Source organism: Myxococcus llanfairpwllgwyngyllgogerychwyrndrobwllllantysiliogogogochensis, assembly GCF_006636215.1.
GTDB classification, from domain to species: Bacteria; Myxococcota; Myxococcia; order Myxococcales; family Myxococcaceae; genus Myxococcus; species Myxococcus llanfairpwllgwyngyllgogerychwyrndrobwllllantysiliogogogochensis.
In genome coordinates, this window is the sequence record NZ_VIFM01000114.1 from 13,186 (window position 1) to 33,387 (window position 20,202).

The window sequence follows — 20,202 nt, forward strand, 5'->3', positions numbered from 1 at the left end:
ATCAGCCTGTGTTGCAGGCCTGGGAAGCTTGACTGACCTGTTTCACCGACTTATATCGGTGAGCGCCAATTGCGGCGGTTGTCAGGACTGTCGTGGATGGTGTCGCTGTCCCGAAAACCAGGAGCGAGCACATGCAGATCAAGACCAAGGTTCGTGGCGGTCCCCGTGGCTGTGGTGGCACCGTCGTCGTCAAGGCTGTCTGAGTCGTGCCGTAGTCCGAAGTCGGAACCTCTGACCAGGAGCAAGACCATGCAGATCAAGACCAAGGTTCGTGGCGGTCCCCGTGCCTGCGGCGGCGTCATCACCGTCTGAGTCGTGCCTGTCGTCTGCTGTCTCAACCTCTGACCAGGAGCAAGCACATGCAGATCAAGACCAAGGTTCGTGGCGGTCCCCGTGCCTGCGGCGGCGTCATCACCGTCTGAGTCGTGCCTGTCGTCTGCAGTCGGAACCTCTCACCCAGGAGCTCACCATGCAGATCAAGACCAAGGTTCGTGGCGGTCCCCGTGCCTGTGGCGGCGTCATTGCGGTCTGAGTCGTGTTGTCGCTGAAGCGGTAGCAGTCGCGGCACGCGTTTGACTCACGTTTGATGGCTTGTCCTTCGGTCGTCGGCAGGCGGAGCTTCCGCCTGCTGGCGACCGTTGTTGTTTTTTCGGGGCGCGGCCTTCCCGTCACGGGTGGGCGATGACGATGAGCGTGGGCGCGCGAGCGTTGACGCAGTTCATCACCTTGCGCATCGTCACCGGGTCCAGCGCGCCGAACGCCTCGTCCAACACGACGACCTGGACGCGCTGAAGCAGGGCGCGCGCGACGAAGATGCGGCTCTGCTCGCCGTGGGAGAGCTGCCAGCCGCGCTCGCCCACCATCTGCAGGATTCCCGCGGGCATGCGCTGCAGCAGGTCGCCCAGCCCCAGCTCCTCGCACAGCTCCCGCGCCAGCTTCATGTCGTCCTGCGTATGCGGCCAGGCACGGCCCAGCAGCAGGTTCATGGCCAGCGTGCCGGAGACGACGTGGTTCTCATGGAACTGGGGTGCGCCGGCGATCTGCGCGCCCCAGCCGTCCGACGTCCACGTCGACATGTCCAGGCCGCGCAGCAGCACCACGCCGGAGCCCTGGCGCCGCAGGCCCGTGAGGATGGAGGCGAGGGTGGACTTGCCCGAGCCGGAAGGCCCTTCCAGGAGCACGCGCTCACCGGGGCGGATGGACAGCGAGGCCCCCTCCAGCACGGCGCGCGGCGAGGCCGGGTGCTTGAAGTACACGTCGCGCACCTCGAGCAGCGCCTGGTTCCTGGACGGCGCCTCGCTGGAGGTGAGCGGCGCCACCTGGGGCACGCCATCGTCATCCTCCTTCGTCGCGCCCACGGCGCGGGCGAGCCGGGCCGCTTCCAGCATGGGGCGCACGCCGTCGAACAGCACGCGCGAGCCGATGAGCGCCAGCGCGCCCACCGTCATGGACGTCACCGCGCGGGCGCCCAGCAGCGCCGCGCCCACGCCCACCGCGATGGTCGCCGTGGAGCTTCCCGCCAGCACGCCCGGGAGCGTGGCGATGATGGCCACCGGAAGGATGCCCCGGCGCGCGAGCGTCATGATGCGCGCGGTGCCCGCGTCCCAGCGCTCGGCGGCGTCCGAGTAGCGCGCCAGCTCCTGGTCCTCCTCCTCGTGCCAGCGCGACGGCTGCTCCTGCGCCAGCCGGGTGCGGTGGCCGAGCATCCGCTCGATGAGCGCGTGCGTCATCACCACGCGCGCCTCCGTCCAGCCCCGGAAGAGCATGGCCTGCCGGGCGACGAGCACCCCCAGCACCGCGCAGCAGGCCGCCAAAGCCCCCAGCCCGAGCCAGCCCGCCGGACCCGACAGCGTCACGCTGGCCGCCAGCGTCAGGTCCACCACCGCGAGCATGCTGGTGAAGCTGCCCGCGAGCACCATCTGCTCCATGCCCGCGCTTTCGAACGTCCGCCCCACGTACTCGCCAATGCCTCCGCGGCGCGCCTCGTCCACGGGCAGCGAGAGCGCTCCCGCCAGCAGCCGTCGGCGCAGCAGCGCGGAGAGGTCCAGCGCCAGCGTGCCTTGCGTCCATGCCAGCGCGGCCTGCAGCGGCACCGCCGTCAGGCCCATCAGCGCCCAGGCCCAGAGCCAGCCCTGGTCCAGCTGGCCCTCGAAGGCGCCCCGGCCAATCAGCCACCAGGCCGCGAGCACGCAGACCTGGATGAGCACCGCCAGCAGCAGCACCAGCATCAGCCGGGGGGCCGCCGACAGCGCCTTCAGGTGGTGGATGAGCCGGGCGCCGGGGGGCAGGCGCAGGGTGCGCGCGGCGACCAGGTGGGTGTTGGCCAGCTGCGCGCCCATCAGCGCGCGGCGGGCCAGGGTTCGTTGCGGCTCGCGCAGCGCGGTCCCCGCGAGCACCCGGTCCACGGTGTCCACCTGCTGGAACTCGACGAGCGCCTGTACGGCGGCGGTCAGCTCGGATACGGGCACGTCGCGGACCGTCTCGTCGGGGGCGAGCACGCGCGCCGTCCTCCCGGACGGGGACACGCGCAGGAGCGCGACGACCTGCACGCCTCCGTCACCGACGACGTCCAGCAGGGCAGGGGCGGCGCGCTGGATGGCCTTCTCCACCTCGCCGTGGCGCGTGTAGAGCAGGTCCAGCTCCAGCCCCTGGGACTGGGCCACCGCGTCCAGCCACTCGCCCAGTCGGTTCGGGTCTTCCGGCAATCCACCCACCACCCGTCCGGAGGTGCGAGGCAGCGGCAGCCCCGCCCGGAGCGCCAGCGCCTCCAGCGCCTCCGCGGCCCGCCTCGGCTGCCACGCCAGGCCCGAAAGCGGCCCGGCCGCCCTCGGCTTCAGCTCGTTCGCCAGGGTCGTCACGCCGCCCCCTCCCGCATCGGCTTCGTGTCTTCCGCGGGATGCTCGCTGAGCAGCCCGTGGTCCAGCACCATCCGCCGCCAGCCCCCGTGACCCGTCAGGTCACGGCGCATCTGCTCCTCCTCGTCGAGCAGCGAGCGGTACACGGAGTCCTCGCGCTGGGCGAGCCGCTTCGGGTTGTCGTCCTCCACCAGTTGGCCGCCCTTGATGACGAGGACGCGGTCGAACGTCAGCGTCTCCGCGATGTCATGCATGATGCACAGCAGCGTGGCGCCGGAGAGCTCGGCGCGTGAGCGCTCCAGCAGCGCCGCGCGCCTGTCCCGCTCCAGTCCCCGGAACGGCTCGTCGAAGATGGCCAGCCGCACCCCGGGACGCAGCAGCGCCCGCCCCAGGCGCACCCGCTGCCCCTGACCGCCGGACAGCAGGCTGCCTCCCTCGCCCAGCCGCGTCTGCAGGCCGAGGGGGAGCTTGTCGAGGAACTCGATGAGGTCCGCCGAGCGCAGCGCCTGACCCACGCGGGGCAACACGTCCGTCGCCTCCACACCGTAGGCCAGGTTGTCGACGAGGGACTTGTTCCACAGCGTCACCTCCGGCTCCACCCAGGCCGTCTGCCGCCTCAGCCGGGCGAGCACCTGTCCCGCCAGCGGCGCGCCATCCACCTCCACGCTCCCGGACGACGGCCGGTGCCAGCCCAGCAGGATGCCCACGAGCGAGGACTTGCCGGCGCCCGAGGGGCCGACGATGGCCACGTGCTCTCCGGGGCGCACCGTCATGTCGATGCCCTGCAGCACGGTGAAGCCCGCGGCCTTGACCTCCACCTGCTTGAGCGTGAAGCCCACGCCACCCGTCTCGGCCCGGGCGTCCACGTCGGCGGCCGTCTCCAGCCCCGCGCCCACCTCGTCGGGCGTGAGGAGCGGCTCCATCATCCGCGCGGTGAGCGACGAGGCGGCCGGGTACTGGCGCAGCGCGTCCGCCAGCTGCTTGCCCAGGGTGGCCAGGGCGAGCGCCCAGTAGACGAGCAGCAGCACGGCGCCGGGCTGAATCCCCTGGGACACGGCATGCAGGACGATGGCCACCGAGCCGCCCGTGGCGACCATGGTGGCGAGCGTGTCGGTGAGGATGCCGCGGCTGAGCAGCGTGCGCGCGGCGCGGACGAACTCGTGCAGCGGCTCCTCATGGGCACGCCGCAGCGTCAGCTCCGCGCGGTGGGCCCGCAGCGCCACCGCCCCGCGCATGGCATCCAGGTAGAAGCGCGACAGCACGCCGTCGAAGTCGCGCATCCGCCGGTCCGCCTCCAGCAGCGAGCGCTGGGCGAGCAGGGGGACGGCGAGCGCCAGTCCTCCGCCGATGATGATGAGCGGGGCGCTGCCGGGGGCCAGCCACGTCAGGCCGGCCAGCGTGACGAGCATCTCCGCGGAGGCGCGCAGCACGCCCACCGCCATGGTCGGCACGGAGCGCACCTGGTGGATGCCGTGGCAGCGCTGCGCCATGTCGGAGACCAGCCGGCTCTTGAAGTAGCGGTCTCCCAGGCGGGGTATCTTGTCGAGGAACGCCAGCCGCAGGCGCAGCTCCAGCCGCCGGCCCAGCCGCAGGGTCCCCAGCGACAGGGGGAACTCCAGCGAGAAGATCATGCCCATCAGCGCCAGCAGCGTCACGATGCCCGCCAGCCGCTGCTCCTGGGTGGTGAGGTAGCGCCCCGCGTCGATGATGCCGCGCAGGAGCAGGGCCTCCAGGAAGCCGCCCACCGCGGCCGTCAGGGCGATGGCCGCGAGGATCGAGGGCGCCAGCACGCCGTCCCGGCGCATCAGCGCCACCAGCTCCCGCAGGGGCCGGGTGGGAGGCTCCTTCAGGGCCGCCAGGAGCTCCGCGGACAGCGGCGGCTCTCCCTCGGCGCGCTCCGTGCGCAGCCCCCGGGCCAGGATGCCCACCACGCCGCGCAGCGTGACTTCCTCCGCGTCGGGAGGGCCCACCGCCGTCCAGTAGGAGGCGGGGATGACCTGCTCGGCCCGCCCCTCCGCGAGCGCGGCGCGCACCTCGCGCAGCAGCTGCTCCAGGAAGCGCTCGGAGGACTCGCCCCGCTCGACGCCGCCCCCGTCCACCAGCGTCTGCACCAGCCGCGTCGCCGCGTCCAGGCAGGCCACGCTCTTCCACGTCTCGTCCGCGAGCGCCTCCGCGAGCAGCCGCTCCGCGAGCGGCTTGTCGGCCAGCGCGCCCAGCCGCAGGCGCATGCCCGCGAGGAACTCCTCCGTGCTGGCCCACGCGCGGAAGCCCTCGGCGGGGACGGGCAGGGCGTGGACGTAGAGCCGCTCCATCAGCTCCGTCACGGACACCCAGCGCCGTCCCAGCGCGGGGTCCATGATCTGCACCATGTTGCCCCACCGCCGCCAGATGACGATGAAGTGCAGGTTGCTGTCCGCCAGGCGCACCACCGCGAGCGCGGGCAGCGCCTTCGTCTCCGGCATGAGCACCTGGTCCAGGGGCAGGACGACCTGGACGGCGTCCATGCCCAGCTTGCCGGCCAGCTCCTCCAGCACGTCGATGGACGTCCCGTCGATGTCCGTCTGGCAGGCCTCGCGCAGACGGCCGTAGCTGACGGGGAGGTTGAAGCCGTCGAAGAGGGCCTTGAGGGCCGCCGGACCGCAGTCCATGGCGGACGTCTGGATGACTTCGGGAATGAGCAGTCGTCGTGTGCCCGCCATGACTCAGCCTCCCCCCCGCGACATCTCCAGCTCCCGGGGCGTGCGCGGCGGCAGCGGCCGTGCCCGCGCGGGCGCCTCCATGCCCCGTCCCAGCGCCCGCAGCACCAGCCGCAGGGGCGTGGCCTCCTCCACGGCGATGTCCACGGTGCCCGGCAGGCCATGCTCCAGGGGAATGCCCACCGGCATCTCGTCCACGGACAGCTCCGCGCGCACCATCCCGTCGCGTGCCTCGCTCGCCACCGCGACCACCGTGGCCTGCACCATGCCGAACTCCGTCCAGGAGAAGCCCTCCAGCTTCATCCGGGCCCGCTGGCCGGCGCGCACGCGGCCCAGGGCCGTGGCCGGGGACAACTGCGCGACGATGCGCACGTCACCGCCCGCGACGACGGTGGCGATGCGGTCTCCGGCTCGCACCTGCGCGCCCACTCGCACCGAACTCGTCTCCCCGAGGATGCCGTCCGCGGGCGCCTTCACCACCCGGCGCTCCAGCTCGTCGCGCAGCCGCTCCACGGAGGCGCGCGCCACGTTCTCCCCGGACTCGAGCTCCGCGATTTCCCGCCGCAGCGCCGCGACGCGGATGCGCCGCTCGGTGGTCTGCATGGTGCCGTCCATCTTCACGCGCGCGAGCCCCGCGCGAGAGGCCTGCTCCACCGCCTGCGCCCGCTCCAGCTCCGTGCGCACCCGGTTCCACTCCGACTCGCTCACCAGTTGCCGCGTCCAGAGCTGCTCGGTGCTCGTCTTCTCCTCCAGTGCCCGGCGGGCCAGCGCCTCGGCCTCGGCGAGCCGGGCGCGGGCCTCGTCCACGCCCGCCGCGCCGCGCTCCTGCTGGGCCACCAGCGCGCTCTGCTCCGCGTCCAGCTCCGCGCGCGCCGCCACCAGCTGCGGCCCCACGCCCTGCAGCAGGGCCTCCGCCTCCGCGAGCAGCCGCGCCTCCTGCTCATGCGCCAGCTCGAAGAGCACCTCGCCCGCGGTCACCTGACGGTGCAGCTCCACCCGCGTCTTCACCAGCCGCCCCTCCACCGGGGCGTCGACGGCGTAGACCTCCCGGTGGACCTCCAGCCGCGCCTGCACGCTGGGCTCGTACACGGTGATGCGCGCCCGGACGAACCAGCCGCCCCACACGGCGAACAGCCCCACCGGCAACAACCAGAGCGCCGAGCGCCCTCGTCCCCGCACCAGCGCGCGCATGGTGCGCGGGAACATTCCTTCACCAACTCGCATGGATGAAGCCTACCTCATCGCCGTTGTCCGACCGACTCCCCGCATTCTCGCCCAATGGACTGACGCCGCACCGGCCCCATGGACGCGGGGGACTGGCTCCGGGGGCGCGGGATGCGGTGTCTTCACGCCGCGCATGCGCTGCCTGACCGGCTCGGGGGCCACGGCCGTGATGCACGGGCATCCCCCAGTCAAGGGTTGTCCAAGCGAATCCTATTTATTGGAGCGGGCGCGCTTGTGCGTGAAAACATGTTTTAAAGGTATTGCGACGCATGGCGCGATGCGGTCTCCACGTAGATGGAACCGTGAGCAGGGCTTCGCGCGTCTCACGCCGCGGCGCGCGCCAGCATGGATGCGAGAGGCAGACCTGGTGGATTTCGGGACCCTGGGTCATTCTCGCGTTTTGGTAAATTGGGCGAAATATCCAAGTCTGCGGATTTAAAATGGATGACGGGTTTTTCTGTTGAAGGCTTGACTCCCATTTTCCATCGATTTTTAATGATTCTACTCAGGGTGTGTATGGGCTCGCCCCTCGCCACCCGGAACTTCGCTGTCCTCCATCAGGGAGTAGACATCATGAAGATCAAGACCAAGGTTCGTGGCGGCCCCCGGAGCTGCGGCGCCAATGGCACCGACCACTGGTTGCGTACGACGCGCTGACGCGGGTCCCGTGGTCTCCACCTGGGCTGTATTTGCCCGGATGTGGCTCGGATTCGTCAGCGGGAAGCGCATCGTCCGCCGGCGATTTCCACTGCAGCGCCACGCGTCATGTATTTTCGTGTTTCGCGAAGTTTGAGATTGGTTGTAGCGCCAGAAGTTACAATGACTTTCTCCGCAATCTTTACGGCATGGCTTGACTGACCGATTACGCCCGTCTTTAATGATTCCAGTTCCGGCGCGAATCTGGTGTCTCGAAGCGAAGGCAATGGCGAGCGAGGCACGGCGTAGGTTCCAGGTGGTCTGGGAATAGCGAGACGGGCGGCAGGTTGAGGGGATGGTCGAGCCCGCGAGCGCGACGAGAATCAGGTGGCGGCGTTTAGACAGCGAGTGTCTCAATGGCTCGGATGTCAGAGGGGTGTGCTTGATTGTTCTGCTCGCTGGAAGGAGCAAGCACATGCAGATCAAGACCAAGGTTCGTGGCGGTCCCCGTGGATGTGGTGGCGGCACGGTCGTTCTCCCGACTCGTCCCGGCACCCAGATTCCGTAGTTGTCTCTGCCTTTCCCACTCTCCAGGTTGTCTGGAGCAACGCAGTACTCTCACCAGGAGCACACATCATGCAGATCAAGACCAAGGTTCGTGGCGGTCCCCGTGGTTGCGGCGGTTCCCTGCCTGTTGTGACCGGCACGGTTCGTACGCAGATCCCGTAGTCGTCGCTGGCGGTCGCCAGACGATTCCGGCTGTACCTTCCTCAAGATCTCTCACCAGGAGCACACATCATGCAGATCAAGACCAAGGTTCGTGGCGGTCCTCGTGGTTGCGGCGGTGGCGGTCAGATCCCCGTGCTGAGCACCGACGTGCTGGCGTAGTCGTTCACTCCACCCGTTTCACTCGGAGAATATCCATGCAGATCAAGACGAAGGTTCGTGGCGGTCCCCGTGGTTGCGGCGGTGGCATCTCGACCCCCGTGCTGAGCACCCGTCTCCCGTAGTCGTTCACTCCACCCGTTTCACTCGGAGAATATCCATGCAGATCAAGACCAAGGTTCGTGGCGGTCCCCGTGGTTGCGGTGGTGGTGGGCAGATCCCGGTGCTGAGCTACGACGTGCTGGCGTAGTCGTTCATTCCACTCGTTTCACTCGGAGAATACCCATGCAGATCAAGACCAAGGTTCGTGGCGGTCCCCGTGGTTGCGGCGGTGGCGGGCAGATCCCCGTGTTGACCGACGTGCTGGCGTAGTCGTTCATTCCACCCGTTTCACTCGGAGAATACCCATGCAGATCAAGACCAAGGTTCGTGGCGGTCCCCGTGGTTGCGGCGGTGGCGGGCAGATCCCCGTGCTGACCGACGTGCTGGCGTAGTCGTTCATTCCACCCGTTTCACCCGGAGAATATCCATGCAGATCAAGACCAAGGTTCGTGGCGGTCCCCGTGGTTGCGGTGGTGGCGGAACGATTCCCGGCCCCGTGCTCAGCACGGACGTGCTGGCGTAGTTCCTGGAGTCGACTGGCTTTGCCGGTTGACCTCGGCGGTATCTGTTCCTTCAACTCAGTCCTCACCAGGAGTTCATCATGCAGATCAAGACCAAGGTTCGTGGCGGTCCCCGTGGCTGTGGCGGTTCTCTTCCCTTCCCCACGCCTGTGTTGACCACGACGGACGTGCTGACGCAGGTTCCGTAGTTTTTCGTCGGGCGCCTCGGTGCCCGTATAAGACGTAAGTCGCCAGCGGGTGGTGGACCACCCGCTGGCGACTGTCATTGCGGGCAAAGACAGCCTCCCGGGCGCCGCCTCTCCGGCCGTGCAATCGCGCTAGGCTGGAGGGATGTCACTCCATGTCCAGAGCTATGCCTGGCAGGCCGCGATTGTCGGCAACGCCCGTCTCGGAGGCCTGGAGCTCCGGGCGCTGATGCTCGAGGACCCGTACGCCGGGGTCTTCCGCGGGGCGCCGGACAAACCCTTCCGAGGTTTCCAGGTGGAGGGAGGCTTCGAGCCGTCCTTCTATGCCTGGTTGGACTCGATGAAGGCGCGGGGGCTCGTCGCCATCCGCTCGGTCGAGGCCCTGGACCCGGCCGACTGGGTCCTCACCACGCCTCCGCCTCCGCTCCCCAGGATGCCGGAGCTGGTGCTCGTGTTTCCGGACCGGGACGTCTGGTACCAGCACGTCTTCCCGTGGCCAGGGCCCGACGGCAAGGCGAAGAATCCCGACGAGTGCTTCAGGGAGGTTCCGGAGTCGCGCTCCTCGGCCGTCCCGTCCGTGGAGGACGCGGAGCGGGAGCTGCTCGCGGCCACCCGGGCCTATGTCGACTTCGTCGGGGCGCGGGCCCGGACGGATGACACGACGGACGTGTTCCATGCGGAGATGGGGCGCACCGCGCTGGCGCGACTCCTGGATACGGAAGCCCAGTTCCGCGAGCGGCTGGTGGCGCTGCGGGACGAGCGGCTGCGGGAGTACCGGCGCCGCGCCAAGGACTGGTACCCGGTGAAGCCGGTGACGAAGGCGATGCGCCCGCTCATCCTGGAGAACGCGGCGAAGAACCTCCAGCTCGACGACTACCTGCGCATCATGGAAGCAGCGGGGCTGTCCTGGCGGGCCGTCCGGCTGGCCTGCGCGGCCGAAAACCTGCACCCCCTCAACATGCGCCACGAGCGCACGTCCGAGGAGCAGCTGCCGCCCTTCGTCAATGCGCCGGGCTATGTGGCCGTCGGCGAGCGGTTCGACCGGGCGGCGAGGGACGCGCGCAATGCCGCGGTGAACGCACGGTAGCTTCCGGGCCGGGGTGTCTCAGCGGGGCGTGTCCACCGAGGTGCCCATGGGGGAGGGCGCGGAGCGGGAGAGGGCTTCGCGCAAGCGCCCCTCACGCTGGGCCACGCAGACCTGGAAGCCCTCCACGGTGCCGCAGGTGACGGCGTCACCCAGTCGCCGGAAGGACTCCAGCCGGGCCGGGTCGACGATGTAGAGCGTGTCCGGAGAGAGTCGCCCCGCCGAGACGTCGGTTAGGAGCGCCTCGCAGACCTCGGAGACGCGTGCCTCGCTGAGCCGGGCTGGATAGCCGCTGTTGGTCGTCAGGCCCTGCCTGTACGCCAGGTCCCCGAAGCTCACGTAGTCGCGCTCCACGAAGGCGCTCTTGAGGCAGGGCGTCTCCGAGAGGTGGACGTACGGGGGGACGAGGACGAGGTGTCGGTAGGACGCGTCCACCAGGGCCCACTCGGGGGCCTTGAGGCGGGGCCAGGGCGTGACGGCGAAGTGGTTGCGCGTCCAGAGCTCGGCCGTGTCGAGGGACTGGAGCAGCACCGCGCCCAGCAGCAGGCCCGTGGCCACCGCGGGCCGCTGGCGCCAGCGCCACAGCGTGAGCGCGAGCAGCCCCGTCAGCACCGCGTAGTGCAAGGGCCAGATGAAGCGGCCGGAGGCCCGGAAGGGGCTGAGCAGCGGCAGCAGCGGGGACACCGCCTTGCGCAGCGACAGCACCGTCACGCCCGCCACCGTCAGCACCGACGAGAGCGCCAGCACCGCGAGCAGCAGCAGCACGACGACGAGCGGAGCGTGGGTGCGCAGGCGCTCGCGCACCTGGGCGCCCACGCCCTGGGGCTTCCAGAGGGCCGCCGCCGCGAGGGCGAGCACGCCGGTGCCCAGGTAGCCGAACCCCTCATACTGTCCACGGCCGGTGGGCAGGCCCGGCAGCACGCGGGACCAGTCCATGGGGTTGACCAGGGTGAGCAGGTCGGAGCTGAAGTAGCCGAAGCCGGCCGAGCCCGAGCGCACGCCCTGGCCCACGTAGCCAAAGGCGACGAACAGCGCCGCCGGCACCAGGCAGAGCCCGGCCAGCGCCAGGGCCGCCGCGCGCCGCGACAGGTGGTGCTCGCGCCACGTCACGGTGGCCAGCAGGGACAGGGTGAGGGCGAAGACCATCACCTCCAGGTACGGATGGATGCCCGAAGCGAGCGTGTTGAGCAGCAGCGCCCACCCCAGCGCCTTCCACGCGTCGCGAGTACTCGCGCGCGGGCGCAGGTGCACCCAGAGCATGCCGGTGAGCAGCCATTGCGCGCACAGCGTGTCGTGCCCCGTCCGGTACAGCAGCACGGGCGCGAGGACGAACAGGGCGCCCCCGAGGACGCGCTGGACGGGGCTCGGCGTGAAGAGGCCCGTCAACCGCGCGCCCAGCCAGCCCTGGAGCATGAAGCACAGGGCGAGCCACGGGCCGATGAACTGGAAGTCCCGGGGCAGCCAGTGCGCGAAGGGCTTGAGCGCGAGCGACACCCAGGGATTCGAGTCGGAGAAGGCCACCGACATGGGCAGCGGGCGCAGGAGGCCCGGCGTGCTGCCCAGGGGAAAGCCCCAGGGCGCGTCGCGGAAGTGCATCCAGCCGAGCGCGTGCTGCGCGAAGTCGCCCCCCAGCCAGTCCAGGTCGGTGGGGTCCAGCGTGGGCCCACCGCCCACCGCCAGGTACCAGAGCAGACCGAACACCGCCGCGAGGAGCGGAGCCACCCAGGTCCAGCGGCCCTCCACGCCCGAGCCCAGGTCCGCGCTCAAGCGAGGGCTCCACTCGGGAGGAGGGGAGGCGGGGCCGTTGTGTCGAGGGACGTCGAGGCCGGGCTGCGAGTCGCGGTCATCACCACCTGCGGGGCTCCTGGACTGTCCTGGTGTCGCGCTCCCCGGCAACCCGGGGGACAGGGGGGCGAGCCATATCGTCAGTCGAGCGTCGTCGCCAGCCCCGGAGGCTTCAGGCCTCGTCAGCCCCGGGGGAAGGGCCGCGCCTCGCCCCCGTGGACCTCGAGCACGGGAGCGAGCGCTGGCTCCGCGCGCTTCCGAGGAAGCGCGGGCGGGGGGGCTCACCACAGCATGATGGCGGACTCGCCCGCGCGCTCCTCGTAGTAGAGCCGCAGGCGGACCACGTACTCGCGTCCCCGGAACAGCTTCAGCTTGAGGGCCGCGTTGGTGCCCAGGCCGCTGTCGTCGTCACCGGCGAGGAAGCGCAGCCCCGTGCCGCTCTTCTCGAAGAGCACCATGACGGTGTCGGAGACGCCGAACGTGCGCAGCTCGTACGTGCGGGTCTCCTGGGGCGTGAAGGTGAAGTTGCGCTGCTGTCCGGGCTTGAGCTGCAGGCGCACGGACTGGAACGGCTGCAGCGCGGTGTAGTCCTGCTCGGTGAGGGGCGGGTACATCGTCCGGGCCCAGGCCTTGTCCTGGTCCGACAGCCCGCCCTTCGGGGTGAGGCCGTTGCGGAAGTACTCGATGGGCTCCTTGATGAGCCCGGGCTGGAAGGGGTACTCCATGACGGAGTCCGGGTCCCAGGTGGAGCCCTCCACCGAGCTCGCGACCAGCTTGCGGATGATGTTGTGGAACGTCGTCTCGCGGCTCCAGCTGTTGGGGGGCCGGGCCAGCGCGGCGTAGACGGCCTCCTCGTCCCAGATGATGCCCGCGTGGGGGTTCTGGTGCTCGTGAGGGAAGCCGAGCGTGTGGCCGATTTCGTGGATGGCCGTGTCGATTTCGCGCGGGTGCTCCGTGAGGTCCCAGCCGAAGTTCATCGTCCGCTCGTCCTGCCCCTGGGCGAGGATGTCCCTGCCCACGTAGGACCAGGCGCCGTCGTCGCGCATGAAGCCGATGCGCACCTCGGCCTCGTCGCGCGAGGCCACCTCCTGGAACTTCAGGCCGAGGCCCACCTGCGTCCACCGCTCGAAGGCCGCGCGCACGACGTCCTTCTCGGTGTCCGTGGTCGTCCATGGCACGAAGCGCGTGGTGCCGTTGGCCAGCCGCACCTCCTCGCCATCCGTGGCCTTGTCGAAGAAGTAGTAGTGGAGGACCGTGCCGTTGGCCCACTTCTGCTCGTTCATGCGGATGAGGCGAAGTCGGCGCGCGTTCAGGTCCGGAGGCAGTGGCCGCTCCGGGACTTGCGGCAGTGCGCAGTAGGCATAGCCGAGCGCCTTCGTGGTTTCGCTCGTCGTGGCGCGGCCTGTCTTCCCCGCCGTCCTCGCGCGAGGCGCCGCCTTGCGGCCCCGGCGAATCGTGGGCTCGGGTGCCGCCGCGCGGGGTTTCGAGCGCCCCCTGCCTCGCGCCCCGCCCGCGTTCTGTTTGAGTTTGTCCGTCATGGTGACTCTCCCCTGGCGATGGATGCTCCGCCCGTCAGAGAGAGTCCCGAGGTGCTTCGTGTGACGGCGCGAGGACTGGGAGGGACGCGGCCGGCGCTCGGCGCCGGCCTCGCCCGGGCAGGGAGCGACCGGCGACGTGAAGCGGCCCGGGAGGCGTGCTCCCGGGCAGTCTCTCAGCTCGCCTTGGCGAGCACCTGGTTGGCGGTCTGCGGCGGAACGACATAGCCCGCGGCCATGAGAATCTCCGAGGCGGCCATCGCGACGCCGGCCTGCACGGCGGTGGCCTGGGGCGGCTTGCAGTACACGCCGATGCCCAACACGGGACCCAGCACGCTGAACTCCGCCACCTCGACGCTGGGCGCGGGTTTGGCCTGGACTTCCGGCACCAGCGCCACGCGCTCCGCGAGGGCCCGCATCAGCGCGTGGACGTCACCACCGTGCATCATCGGAACCTTCACGACAATCTTGCGGTGGGGGTGGTGGCTGTAGTTGACGATGTTGTCGCCGAAGAGCCGGTTGTTGCCGACGGAGATGCGCAGGTTGTCGGACGTGTCGATGGTGGTGGCGAACAGGCCAATCTCCTGCACCAAGCCTGTCGCCCCCGCGGCGGAGATTTCGTCTCCCACGCGGAACGGACGCAGCACGAGCAGGAAGATGCCCGCCGCGAAGTTGGAGAGCAGGCCGGACCAGGCCGTGCCGATGGCGATGCCCGCGGCGGCCAGCAGCGCGGCGAACGACGTGGTCTCGAACCCCATCATCCCCAGGATGCCGAGCAGCAGCAGGATGGTGAGGGAGCCTGCGAACAGCGATTCGATGTACCGGATGAGCGTGGCGTCGAACTGACGCTTCTGCAGGGTGATGTTCAGCACGCGCCGGAAGGTGTTGATGACGGCGCGACCCACGAACCACAGCACCAGGGCCCCGACTGCCTTGAGCAGGAAGGGGAAGGCCTCTGCGAGTGCCAGGGTTTTCAACTGCTCGATAATGGCGTCCATGACGTTCCTGAAGCGGCGGAGAGTCCACGTCCGTGGCGCGCCAGCTTCGAGGGTGCGCATGTGCAGGGGACGGGCCAGCAGTGGGGCTGCTGGTAAGCCCCCGGATGCAAAGCATTTTCACGCCCACGGAGGCAATCGCCCCTCGGTCTGAGCCGCCCATGGACGCGTCAGCCGCCCCCGTTGACGTGTCAGCGGGGGCCCTCCGTCAGGGGTGGGGCCCTCAAGAGGGTTTCGTGGCCGTGAGCAGCTTCTCCACCGCGAGCAGCACCGAAGCGGCGGTGGCGGGGTGCTTCACGAAGGCGGCGGGGCTGAGGTTCGACAGCCGGCCCATCAACGAGTCGGGCCCGCTCACGTTGACCATGATGGTGCGTGAGCCCGGCCGGCCCGCGGTGCTGAGCACGTCGAGCGCGGAGCCGGTGTCGACGACGATGATGGGCGCGGGCCTGTCGCTGTCCGTCACGACGCGCAGGCCCTTCTGGTGGAACAGCTCGGTGACGAGCGTCATCAGCCGCGCGTCCGACAGGCGCACCAGGATGGGGACTCGCGTGTCCAGCTCCACGGCGGTGGCCGCCTGGGGCGCGGGGCCCTTGCCCAGCTCCCGCACGTCCGTCTTCAGCAAGCCCATCACGTCCGTCTTCAGCACGCTGCGCACGCGCTGGAGCAGCGAGGCATCCTGCGTGAGGAAGGACTTCAGCCGGCGCTCGGCCTCGGGCGGCAGTTGGGTGAAGGCCACGCCCATGCCGTCCTCGCGGGACCAGACCACCTGTCCCTCGGCGCGCAGGGTCTGGGAGGCGTCGGGCAGGGTGATGCGCAGCTCCAGGGTGCTGCCCACCGGCAGCGCGCGCGGGGTGCGGATGGCCAGCCCTCCGGTGCCGATGTTCTTGCTGTACGCGCGCACCACGTCGTCCTGCGTGGCGAACGTCAGCTCCAGCACCGCATCCGCTCGCGCGGGGCGCGGGGGAAGGGGACTGCCCTCGGGCGGCAGCGCGCCCAGCTCCAGGAGCACGTCGCGCAAGAGCTCCAATCGTTGCTCGTCGTCGGGGCCGAGCGGTCGGGTTCGTTGTCGCTCGAGCAGCGCCTTGTACTCCTCGAGCGCGTTGACGCGTGGACTTCCCATGGAGCCCCCCTGCCTGCCTGGACTTCCGTGCAGCCTGCCATGTCCCCGCGGAGGCGCGCGAGAGGTCCGCTTCCACCCTGTCGTGATGGATACACCCTGGTATAGCGGGCCGCATGGACGTTCCCTGTGCGCTCCCTCCCCGCCCGGGTCTGCTGTCGAGCCTGCTGCGCTGGAGCGCGGCCTGCGCGGCGATACCTCCGCTGCTGACGCCCGCGCTGTTGCTGGGCCCGGTGAGCCAGGGGGCGTCGGATGCACTCATGCGCGCCTGGTGTCTCTGGGCGCGGCGGGTCTTCGGCGTGGACGTGGAGGTGGTGGACCACAACGCGGGCCGGTACGACGCCGCCGCGTACGTCTTCCTGCAGTTGAATCAGACGAGCCTGAGCGAGACGTTCGTGACCCCCCCGGCGCTGCCGCGACCCGCGCTCATCTTCATGAACCTGGGGTTCGCGGTGCTGCCCTTCGCGGGGTGGGTGCCGCTGTCGCAGGGCTCCACGGTGGTGGTGCGGCAGTGGCATGCGCAGGCGCGGCGCGCGGTGGACCGGGCCACGGAGGCGCTGCGGCGGGGGGCCAGCTACTACATGTCCATCGAGGGACTGCGCAGCCCCGACGGTGCGCTGGGACCCTACAAGAAGGGCGCGGCGGTGCTCGCGATTCGCTCCGGGGCGACCATCGTCCCCATGGTGTTCCACGGGGCGCGCGCGGTGCTTCCCGTCGGCGAATGGCGGGTGCGCCCGGGCCGGGTGCGCGTCGAATTGCTGCCCGCGCTGGAGACGCGGGGCCTGCGTTACGAGGACCGGGATGCGCTCCTCCAACGGCTGCGCGAGCTCGCGGAAGCTCACGGGCTGGGACTGCCGCCGGGGTGAAGTCCCACGTCGGGGCCGGCCCCGAGTAGGCTCGGCGTCATGTCCTACCAACGCAACCCGGTGAAGGCGCCCCGCGTGTCGGGGTTCGCGCTCAAGGCGTTCGTCAACACCCTGGAGAGTGGGGTCGGCGCTCCCGTGCTGGAGAAGCTGGTGCGGGACAGTGGCATCACCCAGTGGCGCGAGCTGCCCGCGGGTGACGCACCTCCGCTCCAGCTCCCGCTGCCGCCCGGCGCGCCCGCGACGGAAGTCCAGTCCCCGCAGGAGCAGGCCGCGCGTGCCATCGCCGCGCAGGCCGTGACGCCGGAGCGCGAGACGGTGGGCTCGTACGCGCGCGCCTACCGGGAGGGGGGCGTGGACCCTGTCGCCGTGGCGCGGCGGTTGAACGAGGCCATCGACCGGCTGGAGCGGGGCGAGGCGCGGATGGGCTTGTTCATCGCGCGCAAGCCCGACGAGGTGCTCCGCGCCGCCGAGGCGTCCGCCGAGCGCCTGCGCGCTGGACGTCCGTTGAGCGTGCTGGACGGTGTTCCCGTGGTGCTCAAGGACGAAGTGGACCTGGCGGGTTTCCCCACGACGTTGGGGACGCGGTTCCGCAACCAGGTGGCCTCGGCGGACTCGACGGTGGCCGCGCGCCTGCGGGCCGCGGGCGCGCTCATCCTGGGCAAGGCCAACATGAATGAGATTGGCATCAACCCCATCGGGTTGAATCCGCACCACGGTGCCGCGCGCAACCCGTGGAACCGGGCGCACATCACCGGGGGCAGCTCCAGTGGCTCGGCCGCCGTCGTGGCCGCGGGCCTGTGTCCGCTGAGCATTGGCGCGGATGGCGGTGGCTCCATCCGGATTCCGGCGGCCCTGTGCGGCATCGTCGGGCTCAAGGCAACCTGGGGCCGCATCCCGGAGACGGGCGTGCCGCCGCTGTGCTGGAACGTGGGCCACGTCGGGCCCATGGGACTCACCGTCGACGACGTCGCCGCGATGTATTCGCTGCTGGCGGGGCCGGATGGCAAGGACCTGGTCTCGCAGACGCAGCCGCCGCATCACCTGTCCGGTTACGAGCGCACGGATTTGATGGGGGTGCGGTTGGGCATCTGCTGGCCCTACTTCGAGGATGCCTCACCGGACGTGGTGGCGCGCTGCAAGGACGCGGTGCGCGCCCTCACCGACGCGGGCGCGACGGTGGTCGAGATTCCCGCGCCTGACTTGAACACGGTGCTGTGGACGCACAGCTGCATCATCCTGAGCGAGATGGCGGAGTCGATGCTTCCGCACTCGCGCGCCAATGCCGCGGACTTCGGGCTCGACTCCCGCACCAACCTGGCCATCGGCCGGCACTTCCGTGCCACCGACCTGATTCATGCGCTGCGCCACCGCCACCGGCTGACGCGCGACTTGTTGGCCGTCATGGCGGACGTGGACGTCATCGTCACGCCGTCGACGGCCACCACCGCGCCGCTCATTCCGGAGGCGACGTTGCCGGATGGCGAGTCGAACCTGCCCGTGGTGGATGCGCTGATGCGCTTCGTCCGCGAGGGCAATCTGACGGGCTTCCCCGCGCTGTCAGTCCCGGCCGGCTTCGACCGCGCGGGCCTGCCGGTGGGTGTCCAGCTCATGGGGCGCCCGTATGAGGAGCACCTGCTCCTGCGCCTGGGCCGCGTGGTGGAGCGCGCCACGGCGGCGCGGACTCCCGCCATCCACGTCACGGCCTTGCGCTGACCTGGAGCGCGGTGTGCGCGTGTGTCACGGCGCGGAGGGCTTCACGGGCCTGGCGCGCCGACTCTCCCGGGTGGACATCTCCAGGGTGCCGTCGGGTGTGACGATGACGTCGCCGCCCGCGCAGGAGATGAACAGCCGGCCGTCTTCCATCGTCCCGGCGACCTTGGGCGAGCCGGGCAGCACCCTCCAGGGCTCGGCGACGTAGGAGTCACCCTTGGGGACGATCCGATACAGCATTCCGCGATGGCTGGAGAGGTGGGCCAGTCCCGTGACGGCGACGAGGGTTTCACCGATGCGGTGGATGGACCGCGTGTTCTCCTTCAGCAGCACCGTGGTGGCGCGCTTCGCGCTCCGGTGGACCAGCTCGCCTCCCCACTCTCCCCGGTTGGTGCCCAGGAGGTGCCCGTTCGCGACGCGCAAGCCACAGCCCGGCTCCGCCTGGAAGTTCTGGACGCGCCAACCCTTCTCGGCCCGGGTGCGCACCTGCATGGGGTACTTCAGCGGCTTGAGGTCCTTCTCGGAGAGTTCGTCGCTCCCCGGGACGAAGGGCGGCTCGACCGGGTTGGGCGTGTCGTCGGCCGAGAACCGGTAGTGGAGGAACTCCGAGGGAAAGTGCGGATCCTCGGTGTACGTGGCCTCGCCCCGGATGACCTTGATGGCCTGGAGCGCTCCCTTGCGCACGAAGGGATACCAGTGCTCCCTCGCGACGCGCTCCAGTGGCCCCACGGCTTTCTGGGCCTTGAACTTTCCGAGGGCCTCGACCGAGACGATGACCATCCGCCAGTCCTTCTCGTCGTTGAGCTGGGCGATGAGCAGGTCGGTTGCGTCCGTGTACTGGAGGTAGCCCATGGCATGGACCGCCGCGACTCTTATCTCCCAGTTCTCGTGGGTCAGCAGCTCGACGAGTGCACCGCCGGCTCCGCGCCCGTCCTGACGCAGCTTCGCGAGGTCTCGCAGCAACGGGATGGTGGGATCGACGCGCAGCTGTTGGGCGAAGAGCGCCGCGGTCAGCTCGGGGCGGATGCTGATGAGTGCCAGGTCGATGTCACGCTTCAACCGGGGCGTCTTCTCACGAAACTGCTCGAGCCTGTCGGCGGCGGGCTGGGCGAGAAAGCCGATGCATCCCAGCAGTCGTATCGCGTGGACCTGGTTCTTGGGATGAGTCTTCTCCTCCGCCATCACCGCGAGGAGCGGCTCGATGGCGGGGCTCGCCTTGTCCTTCATTTCACGCAGCAGCTCGCAGGCGACGTCGACGTACGCGGGTTTCCGAGGCTTGGGAGCGCGCAGTGACTCCGTGAGTGCGAGGGCCCCTTTGCCTCCCGCCGTTTCCAGGGCGCCGGTGATCTGGTTGTGTCTCGAGGGGTATTCATCGAGGGCCTCCGTGAGGAATGCCAGGGCTCGAGGCGTTCCGATGTGGCCGATGGCCCGCTCGACCCACGGCGTGCCCTGACGCTGCGCCTCGATGAGCGGCTCCAGGTGCTGCTCGGTGAGCCCCTCGATGTCGCCCAGGGTGTAGCCCGCGAGCACGCGCACGCCCACCTTGTCGCTGTCGAGCATGGCGAGCAGCGGGGGAATGGCGGCCGCGCCATGGGCCTGAATGGCCGTCGCCATGGCTTGTCGTTCCTTCTGGATTCCCGAATCTTCTACTTCGTCGTCCGTTTTCGAATCGTCATGCGCGACGTCCTGGAAGCGATCCAGGAGGTCCGTGAGCGGCTCGCGAGCGTCGGGCGGCGGCGCGGAGCCCAGCGCCAGGGTGGTGGTGAAGGCGATGATGAAGGCGAAGCTCAATTCCAGGCCTCCGGGACGCGCGGATGGGTGGACAGCCTACACCTGTGCCGTGACACACGAATCGGGAACGGGGCGGGGCTGGTCCGGGGACCTCGTGGGGCGGCTAGCATGGCGCCATGTCGGAACGGGGAGACGCGGGGCGCCGGGAAGGGGACGACGGGCCCACGATGGATGGCAGCGAGGCGCCGGAGGACGCGCGCGCTCCAGACCTGGGC

At 69.9% G+C, this 20,202-nt stretch carries 11 protein-coding genes; 3 read left to right on the forward strand and 8 right to left on the reverse strand.

The features are described 5' to 3' along the window. Window positions 1-668 precede the first annotated feature (668 nt). Genes FJV41_RS25885 through FJV41_RS25895 form a run of 3 tightly spaced genes read right to left on the reverse strand, consistent with a single transcriptional unit; the run spans window position 669 to window position 6,757 of the window. Window positions 669-2,858, reverse strand: a complete 2,190-nt coding sequence (locus FJV41_RS25885) for an ATP-binding cassette domain-containing protein (RefSeq protein ID WP_141645225.1) — start codon at window positions 2,856-2,858, stop codon at window positions 669-671. Beyond that, entirely contained in the window at window positions 2,855-5,554 is a 2,700-nt protein-coding gene (locus FJV41_RS25890) for an ATP-binding cassette domain-containing protein (RefSeq protein WP_141645226.1), read from the reverse strand. Before FJV41_RS25890 ends, FJV41_RS25885 begins: the two co-directional genes overlap by 4 nt. Before the next feature lie 3 nt (window positions 5,555-5,557). Further along, the gene (locus FJV41_RS25895) at window positions 5,558-6,757 is read right to left on the reverse strand and encodes an HlyD family secretion protein (protein ID WP_141645227.1); all 1,200 of its coding nucleotides are present in this window, start codon (window positions 6,755-6,757) and stop codon (window positions 5,558-5,560) included. Between the two features lie 2,492 nt (window positions 6,758-9,249). On the opposite strand from FJV41_RS25895, the gene FJV41_RS25900 reads away from it, so the two are divergent. Continuing rightward, on the forward strand, window positions 9,250-10,191 hold the full coding sequence (locus FJV41_RS25900; RefSeq protein ID WP_141645228.1) for a hypothetical protein: 942 nt from the start codon (window positions 9,250-9,252) through the stop codon (window positions 10,189-10,191). A gap of 18 nt (window positions 10,192-10,209) precedes the next feature. Here FJV41_RS25900 and FJV41_RS25905 read toward each other — a convergent pair whose 3' ends face one another. The 4 genes from FJV41_RS25905 to FJV41_RS25920 all read right to left on the reverse strand — a co-directional run bounded on the left by FJV41_RS25905 (window position 10,210) and on the right by FJV41_RS25920 (window position 15,623). Continuing rightward, entirely contained in the window at window positions 10,210-11,955 is a 1,746-nt protein-coding gene (locus tag FJV41_RS25905) for a DUF6311 domain-containing protein (protein WP_246137413.1), read from the reverse strand. A 299-nt stretch (window positions 11,956-12,254) separates the two neighbouring features. Beyond that, window positions 12,255-13,511 (reverse strand): M12 family metallopeptidase, encoded by a 1,257-nt coding sequence (locus tag FJV41_RS25910; RefSeq protein WP_141645229.1) that lies wholly within the window; start codon window positions 13,509-13,511, stop codon window positions 12,255-12,257. A gap of 173 nt (window positions 13,512-13,684) precedes the next feature. Next, a complete protein-coding gene (locus FJV41_RS25915) occupies window positions 13,685-14,506 on the reverse strand; it encodes a mechanosensitive ion channel family protein (RefSeq protein ID WP_141645230.1) in 822 nt (273 codons plus the stop codon). A 220-nt stretch (window positions 14,507-14,726) separates the two neighbouring features. Continuing rightward, window positions 14,727-15,623: a TIGR02266 family protein gene (locus FJV41_RS25920; RefSeq protein ID WP_141645231.1), complete on the reverse strand. Its 897-nt coding sequence runs from the start codon at window positions 15,621-15,623 to the stop codon at window positions 14,727-14,729. A 113-nt stretch (window positions 15,624-15,736) separates the two neighbouring features. Between FJV41_RS25920 and FJV41_RS25925 the strand changes: the two genes are divergently transcribed. Together FJV41_RS25925 and FJV41_RS25930 are read left to right on the forward strand one after the other, a co-directional pair. Continuing rightward, window positions 15,737-16,486, forward strand: a complete 750-nt coding sequence (locus FJV41_RS25925) for a lysophospholipid acyltransferase family protein (protein ID WP_141645232.1) — start codon at window positions 15,737-15,739, stop codon at window positions 16,484-16,486. Between the two features lie 39 nt (window positions 16,487-16,525). Next, window positions 16,526-18,199: an amidase gene (locus tag FJV41_RS25930; protein ID WP_141645233.1), complete on the forward strand. Its 1,674-nt coding sequence runs from the start codon at window positions 16,526-16,528 to the stop codon at window positions 18,197-18,199. 24 nt (window positions 18,200-18,223) lie between these two features. On the opposite strand, the gene FJV41_RS25935 is transcribed toward FJV41_RS25930, so the two are convergent. Continuing rightward, entirely contained in the window at window positions 18,224-19,987 is a 1,764-nt protein-coding gene (locus tag FJV41_RS25935) for a HEAT repeat domain-containing protein (protein WP_141645234.1), read from the reverse strand. Window positions 19,988-20,202: the final 215 nt, after the last annotated feature.